Source organism: Faecalicatena sp. (assembly GCF_058819085.1).
The window spans coordinates 176269-195978 of sequence record NZ_JBZUUL010000013.1 but is presented as its reverse complement, the minus strand read 5'-3'; the positions used below and the strand labels follow the sequence as shown (position 1 = coordinate 195978).

Below are 19710 nucleotides of genomic sequence, written 5' to 3'. Positions count from 1 at the left end.
TCTTCTTTCCCTTCCTCTACTCTTTTTGAAGGTTCCTTCGATATTCGCTGGGCGGACATCCCATCATTTTTTTGAAGATCTTTGTGTAATAGTTATAATCTTCCATTCCGACGTAAAAAGCCACTTCCTGAATGGATAGATTCGTGGTGGTCAGAAGCCTTAAGGAGCTGTGGATCCGGGTGCTGGTAATGTAATCAGTGACGGTGATCCCTACCTCTTTTTTAAAAGTCTTGGACAGGTAAGGCGGGGTGACATGACTATACTCTGCCAGTATTTTTAGATTGAGTTGGCGGCTTAAGTTCAGCTCAATGTAATTGTGGGCCGGATAGGCCCTGTTGAGTACGTTGGAGTTTCTCATCAGAGAAACGGAAACGTGCGAAATATAAACCACCCGCTATGCGGGTGCGCGGCGTTTGTTATACAAAAAATCACCTTTCCATTATAATAGAGGTGTTCAGGCCACTATTAGAGAAAGGAAAGGTGATTTTATGGCAAAGCAAACGAATTCACTTGCACATACGAAGTGGATGTGTAAATATCACATCATCTTCACCCCAAAGTATAGACGAAAAATGATTTATAATCAATATAAAACCGATTTGCGGGATATTTTAAAGCAGTTGTGTAGCTATAAAGGTGTGGAGATATTAGAAGGACATCTTATGCCTGATCATGTGCATATGTTAGTCAGCATACCGCCGAAGATTAGTATATCTTCATTCATGGGATATTTAAAGGGAAAGAGTGCACTAATGATGTTTAATAGACACGCAAATTTGAAGTGCAAGTTTGGAAATCGTCATTTTGGGTCAGAAGGATATTATGTTAGTACAGTTGGCTTAAATGAAGCCACGATAAAGAAGTATATACAAGATCAGGAAAAAGCGGATATCATGCAGGATAAACTTAGTGTAAAGGAATATGAAGACCCTTTTAAGGGTTAAGGCTAAGTAGTACGAACGCCCCTTTAGGGGCAGTGACGAGTCAATAGCAATGTGGCTTGAACGGAGCCATGAGAAGGCTGCAAAGGGCAGGCTTCCCATGGCAATAAAGAGAAAGTCAGCGCCTTGAGGCGCGGCCCCAACAAGCGGTTTGAACAGTTTTCGCATAGCGGAAAATGGGCAAATGCACAACGGTGTGTACCGTTGTGCCCTGCTTGCCACTATTAAAAGGGAGTACGCCTTATTCCAATAAGGCGTAGTTAAATCAACCCTACAAACTGAAATTTTTGCTTATGAATGTATCTTGTTCTTTATACGAAGACAGGCTTCTGTGTGCATAATCCAATGTCTTGAAAACGGCATTTGAATTAGTCCACGAATATCTTTATTACACCAATAATCAATCAGCCAAATTGCTTTTTCATTGTCGTTTACTACATTCAACGATTTCAAATATCCTTTTCTTTCTTCTGGTATTTTTCTTTTCGATTCGTCATAAGATAACCGTTCAAGCATTTTCTCAGTGTTTTCACGTACTTCAAAAATATATGAATATAATTCTTCCAGATTAAGCTGTTTTGAAAAGTCTGCAATCTGCTGTTTAATGAGTTCATTTCCCGTTGTAATGATAGGTGAATTGATACGCTCTTGATAATTGCCTGCAAAAAATACTTGGTCATCTTCATTTATCACTGTATGCACAACTATATCCTCAATGCGGAAAATATGCCAAATAGAATAAGCAATCGTCTTACTATGATAGCCATCAGCGTTTATGAAAGGGATTGCGTTAAAATCTTCTCTGCATAATTCCTCTTTGAAAGATACTAAAGTTTGCATTAACTGACTTCGTAAACTAATTAAAGTATCAATGCCCGTCTTATAAGTATCTTTCTTTTTTATTTGTGCCTGCATTGTTTTATTAAGTTCAGACCATTCTTTATTCATATTCTATTCCCTTTACAACTTCCAATTTGTCGAGTGCGTCTTATAAGCCTAAGGCGTACAAATCCATAACTAGTTTTTTTATTTTAATATGAGCGTATGGAAATGTCAAACCTCTTATTTCGTTTCATTACTTCATGCTACTGTTCATAACCTTGTTTGTTCTCTTGGGCACCATTAGGGCACCATTTTACCCGTTGCAGGACAGCTTCTCACATAGCAGAAATGCTGATTTAATAGGCCTTTCCGGCTGAAAAAAGGATTTTATAACCGCCAAATATTTACTATTTTTTATGCTTATCATTTCTGACAAGGGTTATTATAGCGATTAGCATTATCACAAAAGTGAATAAATCACTCCATGTAACATACATAAGCATCAGCCACTTTCTCGTTTGAGTAGGTGGCTAAATATCGCCCCTTCGGTTCCTAAAGTAAGTATAGCATATAAGAACGTTGTTAGATAGATTCGTAATGACAAATGGAAAAGCTGATGCATAATGCACCATGTTAATCCGAATGTGATTTTATACCGCAAATTCATCTGAAATTCATACAGATTTGTTATAATAGAAAAATAACAGTGGGAGGTTTTTATCGTGAGAAAACGAATTCTATTTTTAGAGGATGAGCCTGTGATCCAGGAGGTCCTTGCCGAATATATGAAGATGCAGGATTATGACGTGACACTTGTCTCTGACGGGGAGGAAGCGATTACGGCGCTTGATGGGGAAGAAATAGATATGCCATTTGACATGGCGGTGCTTGATATTATGGTTCCGAAGATCAGCGGGCTTGAGGTCTTAAGAGTGATTCGTGAGCGTTTTCCGGAGATGGCGGTGATCATGCTGACAGCTCTGGGAGATGAACAGACACAGGTGCAGGCATTTAATGAATATGCGGATGATTATGTAGTAAAACCGGTGTCCCCTATCATCCTCCTGAAACGGATGGAGACGATTTTCAGAAGGGTCAGACCCCTTGAGACGAAAGCAGTACAGGCGGTGCATAAGGGTCTCTGGATCGACCGGGAAGGCTATCAGGCTCATTTTGACGGGGAGGCTCTGGAGCTGACGTTAAGTGAGTTTTTACTTCTGCAGACATTATATGAAGAGCCGCGGCGGGTGTTCACACGGGAACAGCTGATTCTGCGCATTTTTAATGAGGATTATATTGGAAACGACCGGATTATCGATGCACACGTAAAGAACTTAAGGAAAAAGCTGCCGGGGAATTTTATCAAGACGGTGATCGGTGTTGGTTATCAGTTCAGACAGGAGGGATAAGAGATGAAGCTGTCCAGGAAGACATTTCTTTATAGTATCGGGATATCAACGCTGCTGATTGGCCTGATCGTGATATACTTTGTGACGATGCTGCCATCTTTGTATGTGGACTATCGGAAGAAAGAGAATTTAAAATCCGTTGTGGAGGTGGAGAAGGGATATATGAAGAACCGCAGCTACGACGGGCTTACCATTCAGAACCCAACCGGCTCGGCTACTCTGGAGATCCCTGTGTCGGGTGAGGAAGTGTATGTGGCGGGAAAAGGATTTCGGGCTGTGATTACGGTCCGGGATGAAAAACTTAAGAAATTTCTTACTCAGATACGGGACTGTTTTCAGGATATGGAACATTTAGATAAAGAGAAGTTTGAGAAGATCGACTGGGATCTTATAAAAGAGGGGTTTGGACAAACTTCAGTGCTGAATGAAAAGGCGCCTGTGGATGTGGACGTGGAGGTCGATAGTGATGCCGGACAGTTTCAGGAAGACGGGGATGGAAAAGTTCATGTAATGAAGGATGACATTTACGTGTTCGAGGGAGGAGTCGCAGATGAAACCAACCAGTATACGACGTATATTGCCATGGGAAAAAGTGAGGGCTCGCTTGTCCTTTCTTTCCTTCCGGTCATGACTCCGCAGATGAAGGAGATCAAACCAATCGTCCTGGGGAGTGTGCCGATGATCGCAGCGGTATTATTTTTGATCGTAATGATCTGCTCCCAGTATTTTTCCAGGAAAATTGTGAATCCGGTCATCCGTCTCTCCCGTTATGCGCAGGAGATCCGGTCAGCCGGGAATCTGGATGTTGCTCCTTTTGAGATCAGGGAAAAGGATGAGATCGGAGAGCTGGGCCGTTCGTTAAATGAGCTTTATGCCAGATTAAAGGAAAACTATGAGAAGCTGGAAGAAAAGAACGAACGGCTGAAACAGGAGAATAAGCGCCAGGAGGTATTCCTCAGGGCTTCTTCCCATCAGCTCAAGACACCCGTTACGGCTGCCCTTCTTCTGATTGACGGGATGATACAGGAGGTCGGGAAATATAAAGATACAAAGACCTATCTGCCGCAGGTGAAGGAACAGCTGCAGGCCATGCGGAAAATCGTGGAGGATATTCTATATCTGAACCATTGTACAGAGCATCTTGAGCTGGAGCCTGTGGAAATGAATGCCCTGGTGGAAGAAATTGCTTCTGCTTATGCAGTTCAGATGGATGCAAAGCAGCTTAAGCTGGAAAAAACAGAGAGGCCATGTCGTGTGGTAAGCGACAGGGAATTGTTAAAAAAGATTCTGGATAACCTGTTTTCCAATGCAGTGTCCTATACACCGGCAGGCAGCAGGATCTTCATGGAAGTGGGTGAGAAAGATGTGCGTATCTTTAATGAAGGGGCATACATTGAGGAAAGCCTTCTCCCGCATGTCTATGAGCCTTTTGTCAGCGGCAGCAGCAGGGAAAAAGGGAAGGGGCTGGGTCTCTATGTGGCGGCCTATTACTGCGAGGTGCTGGGGCATCAGCTTACCATAGAAAATGTGCAGGGGGATGTGCAGGGCAGTATGCCGGGTGAGGAACCGCATGGTTTGCAAAGAGATCCGGGCAGGAAATCCGGCGGAGTCCTTGCGGTGCTTCATTTATAGGCACCGGAGATCAAACATTCAATCAAGGCGCACAGTATCTTCATATGAAATTCATATGAGAGCGTTAGAATAAGATCATCAAGGATGAGAGGAGAATACAAAATGTTAGTAGAGATTAAGAATCTGCAGGTCTTTTACGGGAAGTTCAAAGCGCTTGAGATCGACCGCCCTCTGCAGATCAGGGAAGGGGAGAGGATCGGCATCATCGGTTCTAACGGAGCCGGAAAGACGACGCTGGTGAAGACGATCCTGGGGCTTACTTCCTATAAAGGACGGATCGAGACCAGTCTGACGCCTCAGGAGATGGCGGTGCATCTGCAGTTTAATAATTATGTCTCCACCATGCCGGTACGTTATATTCTGGAGATGATCCTGGATACCAGCATTAAGACGAACCAGAGACTGCGGGAGCTGATCGAATACTTTGAATTTGAAGAATGTCTGAAAAAGAAGTACAAGTCGCTTTCCGGCGGCCAGAAGCAGAGGCTTACGATCATTATGGTCATGATGCAGGACGCCCCGCTGACCTTTTATGATGAGGTGACGTCCGGGCTGGACTTTGAGACAAGGCAGCGTCTGATGGAAAAGCTGCTTGCCTGGTACAAGGGGAAAAACAACACACTGTGTATCGTGTCACACTATTACGAGGAGCTGGAACTTTTAGCGAACCGCCTTTTGATTCTGGATCAGGGGAAGGTGATAGATTATGGTGATAAGGAAGAATTGTTTCGGAAGTACTGCGGAAAATCGATCATTACGCTGGATGCGAATGCAGAAAATGAAAGGCTGACGGCACCATATCCCAAACTTATGGCACCGTCCCACCTGATCGCATTAGCCTGCCGGGAAACGGCCGGGGAAGAAGAGCTTGCAGGACTATTAATCAGAAATAATGTGAATTTTAAACGAAGCAGCAGTGATATTGAGATCATGTCTATCAATGCAAAGGCGGCGTATGCAAGAGAACATGGAAACGGAGGCGGCTTAGATGAATAAGAAAAGATGTAGCAGGAGGCTGGTCCTGTATGAAATACGAAATGTGCTGGGGAATCCGTTTGTATATATGTTTGGAATCTTTTTTCCGATTCTGATGTTGTTTATCATTACAAAGGCAGTACAGGCAGATGTACCTGAATCTGCAATTTCACAGGCTAATACCGCTGTATTTATCACGATGAGCCTGATTATACCCATGGCAGTTGTGCTGCTGGGGTATTCTTCGAATTATTCGCAGGAGCTGGAAAAGGAAATTCCACTTAGGATGAAGCTGTTTGGAATTCCGGAAAGATCGGTGCTGACTGCTAAAATCATTGCACAGTTTACGGTTATGGCAGCAGGGCTTATCTTGTATACGATCGTGGCTTATGTATCTTTAGATATGGAAATACCGAGGCCCGGTTCAGCATTTTCACTGATCATCTGCCTGTTTTTACAGGGCGGAATCTTTTTTGCACTGGCCCATGGTGTGGCTTCTCTTTTAAAAAAGTTTGGTCCTACTTATGCAATTATGATGGCAGTTTACTTTGGAGTCATGGTATTGTGCGGGATGATGGGCGTCCAGGTGGATGAGCTGCCCGACTTTTTACAAAAAGCCGCGGCCCTCCTGCCGATGAGCTATATCAGCAGGGATTTTATTGATTTCTGGACAGAAGGAAGTTATAATTTTGCACCGCTGATACAGTCCTTCCTGTTTTTGGGAGCGGTTTCGGGAATCATCCTTCTGATCGCAGTAAGAAGAGAACACAGGAAAATTACATCTGTCTAAAACAGAGAGTCCGGTCATATATATAGAAGGAAAGCAAAATCCGGAGTATGACATGGAAACAATTGCACACATTATGAAGTCTATTTATGGGTACTTATGGGGGATGCCGATGCTGGTGGTTCTTCTGGGTACCCATTTGTATTTTACATTCCGTCTTGGATTTATCCAGAAAAAGATACCGATGGGGATCCGTTTAAGCTTTTCAAAATCCGAGGAAAGTAACGAGGGGATCTCCCCATTTTCTGCGCTGGCGACCGCTCTGGCTGCGACCATTGGCACGGGAAATATCATCGGGATTTCCGCAGCCATAGCGATCGGCGGGCCGGGAGCAGTATTCTGGTGCTGGGTGACAGGAGTGTTTGGAATCGCGACCTGCTATGCAGAGTGCTTCCTTTCGGTAAAATACCGGGTGCTAAAGCAGGACGGCTCCTTAACAGGCGGTCCTATGTACGTGATGGAAAAGGTACTGCACCAGAAAAGCGCGGCTGTGATCTTTGCGGCCAGTACGATACTCGCCTCTCTTGGAATGGGCAGCAGCGTCCAGTCCCATTCGATCTGTGCGGCAGTTACAGCAAATTGCAGCGTGTCTCCGCAGGTTGTGGGTGCGGCTGCGGCGGTGCTGGCAGGAATCGTGATGCTGGGTGGGGCAAAGCAGATTTCCAAAGTGTGTACATATCTGGTTCCCTTTATGAGCGTATTCTATATGGGCGGCTGCCTGCTTCTTCTGTGGATCAACAGGGCATATCTGGGCGAAACTCTGGCAGTAATCATCAGATCTGCCTTTTCTTCCCGCCCGGTGGCAGGAGGGATCGCCGGAACAGCAGTCATGATCGGAATGCGGACCGGGATCTCCAAAGGACTCTTTACAAACGAAGCCGGGCTGGGCTCCATTCCTATGGCCGCAGCATCGGCCCGGACCAGTTCACCGGTAAAGCAGGGGATCATCTCCATGACAGGCCCCTTCTGGGATACGGTGGTAATGTGTGCGGTCACCGGGATTGCCATCGTCAGCAGCATGCTGAAAAATCCCTCCATCTATCAGGGAGCGGCAGATGACCAGCTCTGCTTCCTTGCTTTTGCAGGCCTGCCCGTAGACGGCAGCTTTATGTTATCCGTCTCCCTGGTCCTGTTTGCGTTTGCCACGATCATCGGCTGGAGCTACTACGGCGAATGCGCGGTACAGTACCTCTGGGGCCCGCAAAAGATCCGGTCTTACCGGATCATCTATATCGCCGCCGTATATCTCGGAGCAGTCATGTCCCTGGATTTCGTATGGACAGTCTCCGACCTGTTCAACTCCTTCATGGCGATCCCAAACATCCTATGTATCTGGATGCTGAGGAAAGTGATCATACGAGAGACACGAAAAGGAGATAGAACGGTGTGAATTCTGATTAAAACTTACAGGTACATACACGGCATGTAAAGTTACACAGCATTTTGTTTTACCAACCGATTTCACATCCCCCTCCCTTCCGGCGTCCCTCTCATTCCCAAAAGTTCGTCTCCAAGCTCCGCTTAAATTCGATTTACAGGTAATTTTTAGTGTGCTAGAATAAAAAGATAAGGATTAGGACAGGGAGGAACATGGAAAATGGGATTGACACATTTCGATGAAAATGGAAAAGCGTTTATGGTAGATGTGACGGAAAAAGGTGAGACTATCCGTGAGGCTACCGCCTCGGGAAAAATCGTTGTGAACCGGGAGGTATATGAAGCGATCTGTGCAGGAACTGTGGGAAAAGGAGATGTACTTGGAGTTGCCACAACCGCAGGGATCATGGGTGCTAAGAGAACTTCGGAGCTGATCCCGATGTGCCACATCCTGCCGATTACCAACTGTAAAGTGACATTCGAGATGCTGCCGGAGGAATATGCAGTACGGTGTTACTGTACTGTGAAGGTTACGGGAAAGACAGGAGTGGAGATGGAGGCACTGACAGGAGTCAGCACGGCACTTCTCACGGTTTATGATATGTGTAAAGCATTGGATAAGTCCATGGAAATAAAAGAAATCTATTTATGCCGGAAAACAGGCGGAAAGAGTGGGGAATATCATCATGAAAAGAAAGTGGAGAACAGCAGTTATAACATTAAGTGATAAAGGATATGCAGGGGAACGTGAGGACAAAAGCGGACCGTTGATCCGGGAGATTGTAGAAGAACAGGGATATGAAGTGGCAGAGATGGTCTTACTGCCTGATGAGCAGAAGCTGATCGAGGAGAAGCTGATCCAGCTGTGTGATGAGGAGAAGATGGATCTGATCCTGACGACAGGAGGGACAGGATTTTCACCAAGAGATTGTACCCCGGAGGCTACTATGGCGGTAGCACAGAAGAATGCGCCCGGCATAGCCGAAGCCATGCGATATGAGTCTCTTAAGATTACACCGCGTGCGATGCTTAGCAGGGGAGCTTCAGTGATACGAGGTGAGACTTTAATCATAAATCTTCCGGGAAGTCCCAAAGCCGTGAAGGAGAATCTGGAATGTATCCTTACATCACTTCCGCATGGTCTGGAAATCATGAAAGGATTGACCGGAGAATGCGGGAGTGCAGGAAAAAGTCATACAGAAGAGAAGTAAAAGGAAGAGGATAGAGGAAAAATTCTCAAAAAACAGACTGCGCTCTGTAAAAATAAACATAGAGTTAAAATAAAGGATGAAACTTAAAAGCAATATTATAGTTGCTATCAGACGTAAAAATGAATATAAAGAAATAAAAAAATGACAAAAGATCGATTAAAGAATGGAGATGTAATAATGTTTCTAAAAAAACATATAAGATCTAAAAGAAATAAAATGACATCTGACGAAACGAAATAGTGACTAAGCGATCACGTTTATATAAGTAATATCTTAAAAGAAGATGAGTATAACAACTTGGGGAGGCTGTATCCTGACTGTATCAGGACAGAAACAGCCTCCTTAGAAATATGAGGTTTTTTAAAATGACACAGGATAAGAAGTTAAGGATGAAAGGCTGCATGTATGCCTTTTTAGCGGGCGTGCTTTGGGGTGTCACCAGCCCGGCAGCTCAATTTTTATTTGAAGAGAAGGGAATCGTGTCCGAGTGGCTGGTGCCGTACAGGCTGATTTCAGCAGGCATACTGCTGCTGGCTTATGCAAAGGTGAAAGGGCATGACATTACCAGTATGTGGAAGGATCGAAATGACGGGATACGGTTGGTCTTGTTTGGAATCCTCGGAATGATGGGGATGCAGTTTACCTTTTTTTCAGCGGTTCAGGAAATGAATGCGGGTACGGCTACCATATTCCAGTATTTAAACCCAGCGATCCTGATCGTATTTTTCGCGATCGTACATAGGATCCTGCCCAGTAAAAAGGAAGTATTATCTGTCTGCGCGGCGGCAGCGGGAATCGCGATCGTTGCGACACATGGGGATTTCTCCACGCTGACGATCTCGTCGAAAGGTCTGTTTTTAGGAATGCTGGTGGCAGTGACAACCTGCTTTTACGGGGTGCTGCCGGCACCGCTTTTAAAGCGTTTTTCTGCCGAGGCGGTGAGTGCCTGGGGGATGATCGCAGGCGGTGTTGTATTAATGGCTGCAGTCCGGCCGTGGAGGATACCGGCAGTGATCGACTGGCAGGTGGCAGCGGCGTTTTTGATGATTATTACAGTGGGAACCATCCTTCCGTTTTGTTTTTATCTGACCTCGGTCAAATACACAGGATCGGTGTATGCAGGCCTGTTTTCCAGTGTAGAACCGGTTGCTGCAACTGCTGTGGCAGCCGCAGCGCTGGGAACAGAGTTTATGAAGATGGATATCTTAGGCTTTGCCTTGGTGCTTTCCACTTTGTTTATACTGGCAATCCCGGAGAAAGTGCGGTAAAATCTAAGGATAGAGTAAGGATAGAGGAAAGAAAAAAATCTTGCATGTAGTATAGAAACGTTATATAGTTGACATTGGATTGCTTTTTTGAGTGGCTTTTCTGAACGGAAAGCCAGATTTTGATTTTTAGGTTATAAGGAGCATGAAGATGAAACGTACAGCAGAGAAAAAGTCGTTGATGAAGGATATGACGCAGGGCAGTCCTATGAAATTGATTTTAGAGTTTACCCTGCCTATGATCTTTGGTTTTTTGTTCCAGCAGTTTTATAATATGGCTGATACGGTGATCGTTGGCAGGTTTCTTGGGGTGCATGCGCTTGCGTCTGTGGGGGCCACAGGATCGGTGAATTTTTGTGTCATCGGCTTCTGTATGGGAGTCTGCAATGGATTTGCAATTCCGGTAGCACAGAAGTTCGGGGCCAGAGATGAGGTCAGACTGAGAGGCTTTGTAGGGAACAGTGCGCTTTTGGCAGTGCTGTTTGCGGCAGTCATGACTGCCGTTACTGTCATATTGTGCAGGCCGATCCTGGAATTTATGAATACACCGGCGGACATTATTGACGGCGCGTACAATTATATAGTAGTTATTTTTGCAGGAATTCCTGCAACATATCTTTACAACCTGTTATCCGGGTATATCCGCTCCCTGGGGGATGCCAGAACTCCGGTCATCTTCCTGACGATCTCTTCCCTATTGAATATCGTTCTGGATGTCCTGTTTATCGTGGTCTTTAATATGGGAGTAGCCGGGGCTGCGTGGGCAACTGTTGTATCTCAGGGCGTATCCGGTATTTTGTGCTTTTTCTATATGCTTAAGCACTTCCCGATTCTTCGGCTGAAGAAGGAAGACTGGGTATTAAGGAAGAATTATGTCAGCATTCTCTGTAAGATTGGAATTCCGATGGGGCTGCAGTATTCGATCACTGCGATCGGAAGTGTTATACTGCAGGTTGCGGTGAATTCACTGGGTTCTATGGCTGTGGCGGCTGTTACGGCAGGCTCTAAGATCCAGATGCTTTTGGCATGTCCGTTTGATGCGATGGGATCAACTATGGCGACCTATGGCGGACAGAATGTGGGGGCGAAGAAGCTGGAACGTATCAGAAAAGGCCTGAAAAGCTGTGTGATGATCGGGGCCGTATATTCTGTAATTTCTTTGGGGATCACGCTTTTATGGGGGAGAAACATCGCATTTCTCTTTATCAGTAAAGGTGAGACAGAGCTCCTTGGACAGATTAATATGTACCTGCTTGGTTCCGTGGTATGCTATATGCTGCTCGCACTGGTCAATATCGTGCGCTTTTTGATCCAGGGGATGGGATTCAGTGGTTTTGCGATTCTGGCAGGGGTATGTGAGATGGCGGCAAGAAGCTTTGTCGGATTCGTGCTGGTTCCTGTTTTTGGATTCAAGGCGGTCTGCCTGGGGAATGGCCTGGCATGGATCGCAGCAGATTTATTTTTGATACCGGCATATTTTCATGTAATGAAGAAGTTAAAAAAATTATTTCAGGAGGGTGTAAAAGAATGAAATGGAATAAATTCAGATTAAAAACGACGACAGAAGCGGAAGACATTGTCAGCAGTATGCTGATGGATCTTGGAATCGAGGGGGTAGAGATTGAGGACAAGGTTCCTTTGACACAGGCGGATAAGGAGCAGATGTTCGTGGATATCCTTCCGGCGGCAGAGCCGGACGATGGAGTGGCGTATTTGAGCTTCTATTTGGATGAGGGGGATGAGACGAAGCAGCTCCTTGAGAATGTCAGGGCCGAGTTAAAGGACATGGCCTCTTATGTGAATGTGGGGGAATGTACGATCGAGGAGTCCCAGACAGAAGATGTGGACTGGGTGAATAACTGGAAGCAGTATTTTCATCAATTTTATGTGGACGATATCCTGATCATCCCGTCCTGGGAGGATGTAAAGCCGGAGGATGAAGACAAGATGGTGATCCATATTGATCCGGGCACGGCATTTGGGACAGGGATGCATGAGACGACACAGCTTTGTATCCGACAGCTTAGAAAGCATGTATCTCCCGGGGCAAAGATCCTGGATGTGGGCTGCGGAAGCGGGATACTGGGAATGCTCGCCTTGAAATTCGGAGCGGAATATTCTGTGGGGACAGATCTTGATCCATGTGCGATTGAGGCAACTCATGAGAACATGGAAGTGAATGGCATCCGTCCTGACCAATATGAAGTAATGATCGGAAACATTATTGATGAGAAAGAGATCCAGGACAAGGTCGGATATGAGAAATACGATATCGTTGCGGCAAACATTCTTGCAGATGTTCTGGTCGGCCTGACTCCGGTCATTGTGAACCAGTTGAAAAAAGGCGGGATCTATATCACAAGCGGGATCATCGATGAGAAAGAGCAGACCGTTGTTAAAGCAGTTGAGAAGGCCGGGCTTGAAGTCCTGGAAGTGACCTGCCAGGGTGAATGGGTTTCTGTGACTGCACGGAAGAATTAGGGAGGACGGCTATGCATCATTTTTTTACAGAGCCATCCCGGATCCGGGAGAATGAGATATTCATAGAAGGTTCTGATTTCAACCATATGAAGAATGTTCTCCGCATGAAACCGGGCGAACAGGTCGGAATCAGTGACGGACAGGGAACGGATTATACATGTGAAGTGGAGCGTTTTGAAGAGGGAACTGCGGTGCTTAAGATTCTTTCCTCACAAAAGAGCTATTCGGAGCTGGCTTCCAGGATCATCCTGTTCCAGGGACTGCCCAAAGGGGATAAAATGGAACTGATCATCCAGAAGGCGGTAGAACTGGGTGTGGGAGAGATCGTGCCTGTTGCAACGAGGCGTGCTGTTGTAAAGTTAGATGAAAAGAAGGCTGTAAAGAAGGTTCAGAGGTGGAATTTAATTGCATTGGGAGCGGCAAAGCAGTCGGGACGCAGTCTTGTTCCTGAGGTAAAGCCTGTCATGACTTTCCGGGAAGCCCTGGAGTACGCGAAAGAACTTGATATTTCTCTGATCCCTTATGAGATGGCAGAGGGGATGGAGAAGACAAAAGAGATCATTTCCGGGATCAGACCGGGAGCGAGTATCGGTGTTTTTATCGGGCCGGAGGGCGGCTTTGATGAGGAAGAGGTGGAAAAGGCGGCGGATCTGGGTGCGCTGGTGATCACGCTGGGAAAAAGGATCCTGCGCACAGAGACGGCAGGACTAGCCGTACTTTCCATATTAATGTTCCAACTTGAGCAATAAAGCATATTGTATTAATAAGAATTAGTAAAGGAAGAATATTATGGAAGTTTATTTGGACAATTCGGCAACGACCAGATGTTATCCGGAAGTCGGGGATTTGGTTTATAGAGTGATGTGTCAGGATTACGGCAATCCGTCCTCCATGCACCGGAAGGGTGTGGATGCGGAACATTATGTCAAAGAGGCAAAGGAAAGGCTGGCAAGGATCTTAAAGGTAAACCAAAAAGAGATCTTTTTTACCTCAGGCGGAACAGAGAGCGATAATCTTGCACTGATCGGATGTGCAAGGGCGAACAGAAGAGCGGGAAACCATTTGATCACAACGGCGATCGAGCACCCTGCTATTCTGAATACGATGAGATATCTGGAAGAGGAAGAAGGCTTCCGGGTCACATACCTTCCCGTGGATGTGAACGGAAGAGTAAAATTGGAAGCGCTGAAAGAGGCGTTGTGTCCGGAGACGATCTTGGTATCTATCATGTATGTGAATAACGAAGTGGGCTCTGTGCAGCCGATCAATGAAGCGGTGCAGATCGTAAAAAGGTATAATCCCTCCATCCTGTTCCATTCTGATGCGGTGCAGGGATTTGGAAAATACTACATTTTTCCGAAGCGCCAGGGAATCGATCTATTGACTGCCAGCGGGCATAAGATCCATGGGCCAAAGGGGATCGGATTTATTTATATCAATGAAAGAGCCAAGGTGAAACCGATCGTGTTCGGCGGTGAGCAGCAGAAAAATGTCCGCTCCGGTACGGAAAATGTTCCCGGTATCGCAGGGCTGGGTCTGGCTGCACAGATGATCTATCAGGATCTGAATGTAAAAATAGCTTTAATGAGAGAATTGAAAGCATACTTTTTGGAAGGACTTTGGGGGATTGAGAACACCACGGTCCATGGGCTGACGGATGAAAACAGTGCACCACACATCATCAGTGTGGGATTTGCCGGAATCCGCAGTGAAGTGCTCCTTCATACGCTGGAGGACAAGGGGATCTATGTTTCCTCGGGATCGGCATGTTCCTCCAACCATCCGGCGGTCAGCGGTGTACTCAAAGGCATCGGCGTGCCGACAGAGTATCTCAATGCAACGATCAGATTCAGTATGTCAGAGTTTACCACGAAGGAAGAAATTGACTATACACTTGATACGTTATATAATTGTGTTCCAATGCTTAGAAGATATACAAGACGTTAGTGAACAGCCGGTTGAGGCACAGGGCCTTGACTGGATATGGAAAAAAGCTGTGTGCGGCGGCAGGCCGAAGACAGCAGATGGCATATTAAAAGAGTTCCGGGCATTCATGCCCGGAACATACAGACAAAGGAGAGAAATATGAGATTTCATTCATTTTTGATCAAATACGGGGAAATCGGCATAAAAGGAAAGAACAGATATCTGTTTGAGGATGCACTGGTGCGCCAGATCCGCTTTGCGTTAAGGGAGGCAGACGGTGAATTCTATGTACACAAGGCGCAGGGCAGGGTGTATGTAGACTGCGAGGGCGACTATGATTATGAAGAGACGATCGAGGCGTTAAAGAGAGTATTCGGCATCGTGGGGATCTGTCCGGTCGTGCGTGTTATGGATCAGGGCTTTGAACAGCTTGCCAAGGATGTCCTTGCATATATGAAAGAGATGTACCCGGAAGGAAACCAGACCTTCAAGGTGGAAGCCCGCAGAAGCAGAAAGCAGTATCCTATGACCTCCATGGAGATCAACTGTGAGTTGGGCGGTGTGATCCTGGACGCATTTCCTGAGATGAAGGTGGACGTGCACGACCCGGACATCCGCTTAAATGTCGAGGTTCGGGAAGAGATATATCTGTATTCTGAGATCATCCCGGGACCGGGAGGAATGCCGGTAGGCACCAACGGGAACGCCATGCTTCTGTTATCAGGGGGAATCGACAGCCCGGTTGCAGGATATATGATCTCTAAGCGCGGAGTAGGGCTTAAGGCCACCTATTTCCATGCGCCTCCGTACACAAGCGAGCGCGCGAAGGAAAAGGTCGTAGATCTGGCGAAGCTGGTATCCAGATATGCAGGACCAATAGAACTGCATGTGGTCAATTTTACAGATATACAGCTCTACATCTATGAGAAGTGTCCTCATGAAGAGTTAACGATCATCATGCGGCGGTATATGATGAAGATCGCCGAGCATTTTGCAAAGGAGAAGGGCTGTCTTGGACTCATTACAGGAGAAAGCATCGGACAGGTTGCAAGCCAGACGATGCAGAGTCTTGCAGCAACGAATGCAGTATGTACGCTGCCGGTATACCGTCCGCTGATCGGATTTGATAAGCGCGAGATCGTGGAGATCTCAGAGAAGATAGATACTTATGAGACCTCTATCCAGCCGTTTGAAGACTGCTGTACCATATTTGTTGCCAAGCATCCTGTGACGAAGCCAAATCTGGAGCGGATCGAGAAGTCAGAGGAGAAGCTCAAGGACAAGATCGATGAACTGGTGAAGACTGCGATCGACACGACAGAAGTGATCATGGTAAAACCTTAACATAAAGCCTGCTTTTGCTCGCAGGGAAAGTGGCTGATTCCAGTCAAAAAAGGTCAAAAAAAGGGCTGCCTCCTTTGAGACAGCTCTTTCACGTAAATGTAATATTATTTGATGATGTATGGATCAAGAGCGCCCAGGATATCATCTGTAACGTTCCCTTCTGCGTGAATGTTCAGCTCGATTGGCTTAGATAAGTCAAGGCTGAAAATTCCCATGATTGATTTGGCATCTATCACATATCTTCCGGATACTAAATCAAAGTCATTATCAAATTTTGTAATTTCATTTACAAATGATTTTACTTTGTCGATTGAGTTTAAAGAAATCTGTACTGTTTTCATCGGTAATCCCTCCTTATTTATACATTAGTCAGGCTTTCGCCTCATGTATATTCTACGAGATGATAGTTTAAAAGTCAAGAAACAAAGAGGAAAAACAAGGAAATAGGAGAATAAATTTTATGAAGAAAGCTGCACTGCACAATTTAGGATGTAAAGTGAATGCATATGAAACAGAAGCGATGCAGGAAATGCTGGAGAAAGCAGGGTATGAGATCGTACCATTTAAGGAAGGGGCTGATATTTACATTATCAACACCTGTACCGTGACCAATATCGCCGACCGGAAATCCAGGCAGATGCTGCACCGGGCAAGAAAGATGAATCCGGATGCCGTTGTCGTTGCTGCGGGCTGCTATGTGCAGGCCCAGGAGGACAAGCAGGAGGTGGATCCATGCATCGACATCGTTATAGGAAATAATAAGAAGCAGGATCTGGTCAGTATCCTGAAAGAGTATGAGCATGCCCGCCAGGAAGCAGGTTCGAAAACGATGAGTACTAAGACGGAAACAAATACCGGCTCTGTTTTGACAATACCTGACCGGGAAGAAAAGGACAGCCATGAGGGGCCCTGTATGGAGCTGATCGATATCAACCATACGAAGGAATACGAAGAGCTCCACCTCTCCAGGACGGGAGAACATACAAGGGCGTACATCAAGGTGCAGGACGGATGCAACCAGTTCTGCTCCTACTGCATCATTCCCTATGCAAGGGGGCGGGTCAGAAGCCGCAGGAAGGATGATGTTGTGGCAGAGGTGAGGCGCCTGGCAGAAAACGGGTATCAGGAGGTGGTCCTGACCGGGATCCATTTAAGCTCTTATGGAATTGATTTTGAGGAAGAGGAGGAAACTCTTTTGTCTCTGATCAAAGCGGTACATGAGGTGGAGGGGATCAAAAGGATCCGTCTCGGTTCTCTGGAGCCCAGGATCATCACAGAGGAATTTGCAAAGGCAATTGCTTCCATGCCGAAGATGTGTCCTCATTTCCATCTGTCCCTGCAGAGCGGATGTGATGCGACCTTAAAAAGAATGAACCGCAGATATACAAGCGCCGAATACTATGAGAAATGCATGCTCCTCAGAAAATATTTTGACAATCCTGCACTGACTACGGATGTGATCACAGGTTTCCCGGGAGAGACAGAGGAGGAATTCGAGGAATCCCGCGCGTTTGTAGAAAAGGTAGGCTTTTATGAGACTCATATCTTCAAATATTCAAAACGCCATGGGACAAAAGCAGCAGTGATGGAAGACCAGGTTTTGGAGCAGGTGAAGGCAGCCAGAAGTGATGTGCTGCTTGCACTGAATGAAAGACAGCGCCGCAGGTATGAGGAAAGCTTTTTGGGAAAAGAAGTGGAAGTACTTGTGGAAGAAGAGGCAGAATTGGACGGAAGAAGAGTGCAGGTCGGACATACAAAGGAATATATGAAAATTGCACTAGAGGGCAGGGAAAATCTACAAAATTGTATCGTAAAAGTTGAAATTGAAAATGATTTACAAATTATACATTGAATTTTGACAACGTTTATATTAGAATTGTAACTAGGATATTTGGCATGATACTAATAACGCAAGATTATGAAAAACACAAAATGGAGGAAAAGAAATGAGTGATTAAAGCAATACCCAATTCTTTCAGGTAGAGCCGGGTCCGCAGATTTCCGCTAAGGATATCTTAGAGATCGTTTTTAAGGCACTGAAGGAGAAAGGATATAATCCGGTGAACCAGATCGTCGGTTATATTATGTCAGGGGATCCTACCTATATTACGAGTTACAACGGGGCAAGAAGCCTTGTGATGAAGGTAGAGAGAGACGAATTAGTAGAAGAATTATTAAAAGCGTATATCGCGCATAATTCATGGGAATAATGAATATGCGGGTTATGGGACTGGACTATGGGACGAAGACGGTCGGTGTGGCGATCAGTGACGCACTTGGACTTACGGCCCAGGGGATCGAGACGATTCAGAGAAAAGAGGAGAACAAGTTAAGACGCACTCTGGCGCGTATTGAGGAGCTGGTTTCTGAATACAAGGTAGAGAAGATCGTGCTTGGTTTTCCGAAACATATGAATAACGATATTGGGGAACGTGCGGAGAAATCTTTAGAGTTCAGGGATATGCTCACGCGCCGTACAGGACTGGAAGTCATTATGTGGGACGAAAGACTGACGACCGTGGAAGCAGAGAGGACTCTGATTGAAAGTAATGTAAGACGGGAGAACCGAAAGAAGTATATCGATAAGATCGCTGCGGTGTTTATTCTGCAGGGATATCTTGACTCTGTCTATATGAAGAGGGAGAATCCTGCGATTATGGAGGATTGATGACTCATCTGCGGGCGGATAAAAAGACTGCAGGAATAAGGGGATATTTATATGGAAAAAATTAAGTTTACCTTTGAGGATACGTGTGAGACAGTAGAATTTTTTATTTTAGAGCAGACAAAGATCAACGGGGCTGTATACATATTAGTGACAGACTCGGAAGACGACGACGCAGAATGCCTGATATTGAAGGATACAAGCCTTGCAGAGGACAAAGAAAGTGTATATGAGGTCGTGGAAGACGACACAGAGCTTCTGGCAGTTTCTAAGGTATTTGAGGAGCTGCTTGAGGATGTTGACATTGAAATGTAAAGTCTAAAGGACATTACAATAGATTTACTTACCGCAAATGAATTGGAGTTTAGCGATGAAACAGGAAAAGGTGCAGGAACTGCTTAAGGAAAGATTAAGAGAAAAAGGATTAAAAGTCACACGGCAGAGACTGCTTGTTCTGCAGACACTGGCAGAGAACGGCGGCCGTCATATGGCAGCCGAGGATATCTATGAACTGATCAGGGAAGACTACCCGGATATCGGCCTGGCCACTGTCTATCGGACTTTGCAGCTGCTTCTTGAGATGCAGTTAGTGGACCGCATTAACCTGGATGATGGGTGTGTCAGATATGAGATCGGACATTTATTTGAGGGTGATACCAAGCATAACCACCATCATCTGATATGCAGGACATGTGGAAAGGTACTGCCCTTCGAGGATGATCTTCTGGAAGAACTGGAACGTCACATTGAAGAGGATACCGGATTCCATGTGCTGGACCATGAACTTAAATTTTACGGACAGTGTAAAGAATGCTTAAGTAAAAGCAAATGATCCGCCATTTCCGTCCTTTTATCCGGATGCAGCGGAGGATTGC

The 19710-nt window shown here is 45.7% G+C and carries 21 protein-coding genes and 1 pseudogene; 19 read left to right on the top strand and 3 right to left on the bottom strand.

Going from position 1 to position 19710, the window contains the following annotated elements:
* Positions 1–16: 16 nt before the first annotated feature.
* A complete protein-coding gene (locus AC4OGX_RS07140; protein WP_493329430.1) occupies positions 17–358 on the bottom strand; it encodes a helix-turn-helix domain-containing protein in 342 nt (113 codons plus the stop codon).
* Between the two features lie 130 nt (positions 359–488).
* Between AC4OGX_RS07140 and tnpA the strand changes: the two genes are divergently transcribed.
* Entirely contained in the window at positions 489–944 is a 456-nt protein-coding gene (gene tnpA, locus AC4OGX_RS07135) for an IS200/IS605 family transposase (protein WP_493329427.1), read from the top strand.
* A 288-nt stretch (positions 945–1232) separates the two neighbouring features.
* On the opposite strand, the gene AC4OGX_RS07130 is transcribed toward tnpA, so the two are convergent.
* Complete coding sequence (locus tag AC4OGX_RS07130; protein WP_493329425.1) at positions 1233–1889, bottom strand: phage head-tail adapter protein; 657 nt, start codon at positions 1887–1889, stop codon at positions 1233–1235.
* A 596-nt stretch (positions 1890–2485) separates the two neighbouring features.
* On the opposite strand from AC4OGX_RS07130, the gene AC4OGX_RS07125 reads away from it, so the two are divergent.
* From AC4OGX_RS07125 to thiI, 13 genes are all read left to right on the top strand, one after another.
* Positions 2486–3172 carry a response regulator transcription factor gene (locus tag AC4OGX_RS07125; RefSeq protein ID WP_493329424.1) on the top strand — a complete coding sequence of 229 codons (687 nt, stop codon included), beginning with the start codon at positions 2486–2488 and terminating at the stop codon, positions 3170–3172.
* A 3-nt stretch (positions 3173–3175) separates the two neighbouring features.
* Positions 3176–4804, top strand: coding sequence for a sensor histidine kinase (locus AC4OGX_RS07120; RefSeq protein WP_493329423.1), 1629 nt, complete (start codon positions 3176–3178; stop codon positions 4802–4804).
* A 102-nt stretch (positions 4805–4906) separates the two neighbouring features.
* The gene (locus AC4OGX_RS07115; RefSeq protein WP_493329422.1) at positions 4907–5800 is read left to right on the top strand and encodes an ATP-binding cassette domain-containing protein; all 894 of its coding nucleotides are present in this window, start codon (positions 4907–4909) and stop codon (positions 5798–5800) included.
* Positions 5793–6569 (top strand): ABC transporter permease, encoded by a 777-nt coding sequence (locus AC4OGX_RS07110; RefSeq protein ID WP_493329421.1) that lies wholly within the window; start codon positions 5793–5795, stop codon positions 6567–6569. Before AC4OGX_RS07115 ends, AC4OGX_RS07110 begins: the two co-directional genes overlap by 8 nt.
* A gap of 52 nt (positions 6570–6621) precedes the next feature.
* A complete protein-coding gene (locus AC4OGX_RS07105; protein ID WP_493329419.1) occupies positions 6622–7956 on the top strand; it encodes an alanine/glycine:cation symporter family protein in 1335 nt (444 codons plus the stop codon).
* Between the two features lie 207 nt (positions 7957–8163).
* Positions 8164–8670 (top strand): cyclic pyranopterin monophosphate synthase MoaC, encoded by a 507-nt coding sequence (gene moaC, locus AC4OGX_RS07100; protein WP_493329418.1) that lies wholly within the window; start codon positions 8164–8166, stop codon positions 8668–8670.
* Positions 8630–9154 (top strand): MogA/MoaB family molybdenum cofactor biosynthesis protein, encoded by a 525-nt coding sequence (locus AC4OGX_RS07095; protein ID WP_493329416.1) that lies wholly within the window; start codon positions 8630–8632, stop codon positions 9152–9154. The genes moaC and AC4OGX_RS07095 overlap by 41 nt, the downstream gene beginning before the upstream one ends.
* A 365-nt stretch (positions 9155–9519) precedes the next feature.
* Positions 9520–10422, top strand: a complete 903-nt coding sequence (locus AC4OGX_RS07090; protein WP_493329414.1) for a DMT family transporter — start codon at positions 9520–9522, stop codon at positions 10420–10422.
* Positions 10423–10570: 148 nt separating this feature from the next.
* Positions 10571–11950 carry an MATE family efflux transporter gene (locus tag AC4OGX_RS07085; RefSeq protein WP_493329412.1) on the top strand — a complete coding sequence of 460 codons (1380 nt, stop codon included), beginning with the start codon at positions 10571–10573 and terminating at the stop codon, positions 11948–11950.
* Positions 11947–12900, top strand: a complete 954-nt coding sequence (prmA, locus tag AC4OGX_RS07080; protein ID WP_493329410.1) for a 50S ribosomal protein L11 methyltransferase — start codon at positions 11947–11949, stop codon at positions 12898–12900. The genes AC4OGX_RS07085 and prmA overlap by 4 nt, the downstream gene beginning before the upstream one ends.
* A gap of 11 nt (positions 12901–12911) precedes the next feature.
* Complete coding sequence (locus AC4OGX_RS07075; RefSeq protein WP_493329409.1) at positions 12912–13649, top strand: 16S rRNA (uracil(1498)-N(3))-methyltransferase; 738 nt, start codon at positions 12912–12914, stop codon at positions 13647–13649.
* Positions 13650–13689: 40 nt separating this feature from the next.
* Positions 13690–14847, top strand: a complete 1158-nt coding sequence (locus AC4OGX_RS07070; protein ID WP_493329408.1) for a cysteine desulfurase family protein — start codon at positions 13690–13692, stop codon at positions 14845–14847.
* A gap of 138 nt (positions 14848–14985) precedes the next feature.
* A complete protein-coding gene (gene thiI, locus AC4OGX_RS07065) occupies positions 14986–16170 on the top strand; it encodes a tRNA uracil 4-sulfurtransferase ThiI (protein ID WP_493329406.1) in 1185 nt (394 codons plus the stop codon).
* A gap of 104 nt (positions 16171–16274) precedes the next feature.
* On the opposite strand, the gene AC4OGX_RS07060 is transcribed toward thiI, so the two are convergent.
* Positions 16275–16511, bottom strand: coding sequence for an HPr family phosphocarrier protein (locus tag AC4OGX_RS07060; protein ID WP_493329405.1), 237 nt, complete (start codon positions 16509–16511; stop codon positions 16275–16277).
* A 119-nt stretch (positions 16512–16630) separates the two neighbouring features.
* Between AC4OGX_RS07060 and mtaB the strand changes: the two genes are divergently transcribed.
* The 5 genes and pseudogenes from mtaB (at position 16631) to AC4OGX_RS07035 (ending at position 19667) form a co-directional block, all read left to right on the top strand.
* On the top strand, positions 16631–18022 hold the full coding sequence (mtaB, locus tag AC4OGX_RS07055) for a tRNA (N(6)-L-threonylcarbamoyladenosine(37)-C(2))-methylthiotransferase MtaB (protein WP_493329403.1): 1392 nt from the start codon (positions 16631–16633) through the stop codon (positions 18020–18022).
* A 106-nt stretch (positions 18023–18128) separates the two neighbouring features.
* Positions 18129–18380, top strand: a pseudogene (locus AC4OGX_RS07050) (IreB family regulatory phosphoprotein); the annotation flags it as partial.
* Positions 18381–18385: 5 nt separating this feature from the next.
* A complete protein-coding gene (ruvX, locus tag AC4OGX_RS07045) occupies positions 18386–18838 on the top strand; it encodes a Holliday junction resolvase RuvX (protein ID WP_493329485.1) in 453 nt (150 codons plus the stop codon).
* A 51-nt stretch (positions 18839–18889) separates the two neighbouring features.
* A complete protein-coding gene (locus AC4OGX_RS07040) occupies positions 18890–19150 on the top strand; it encodes a DUF1292 domain-containing protein (protein ID WP_493329401.1) in 261 nt (86 codons plus the stop codon).
* 55 nt (positions 19151–19205) lie between these two features.
* A complete protein-coding gene (locus AC4OGX_RS07035; protein WP_493329399.1) occupies positions 19206–19667 on the top strand; it encodes a Fur family transcriptional regulator in 462 nt (153 codons plus the stop codon).
* Positions 19668–19710 lie beyond the last annotated feature (43 nt).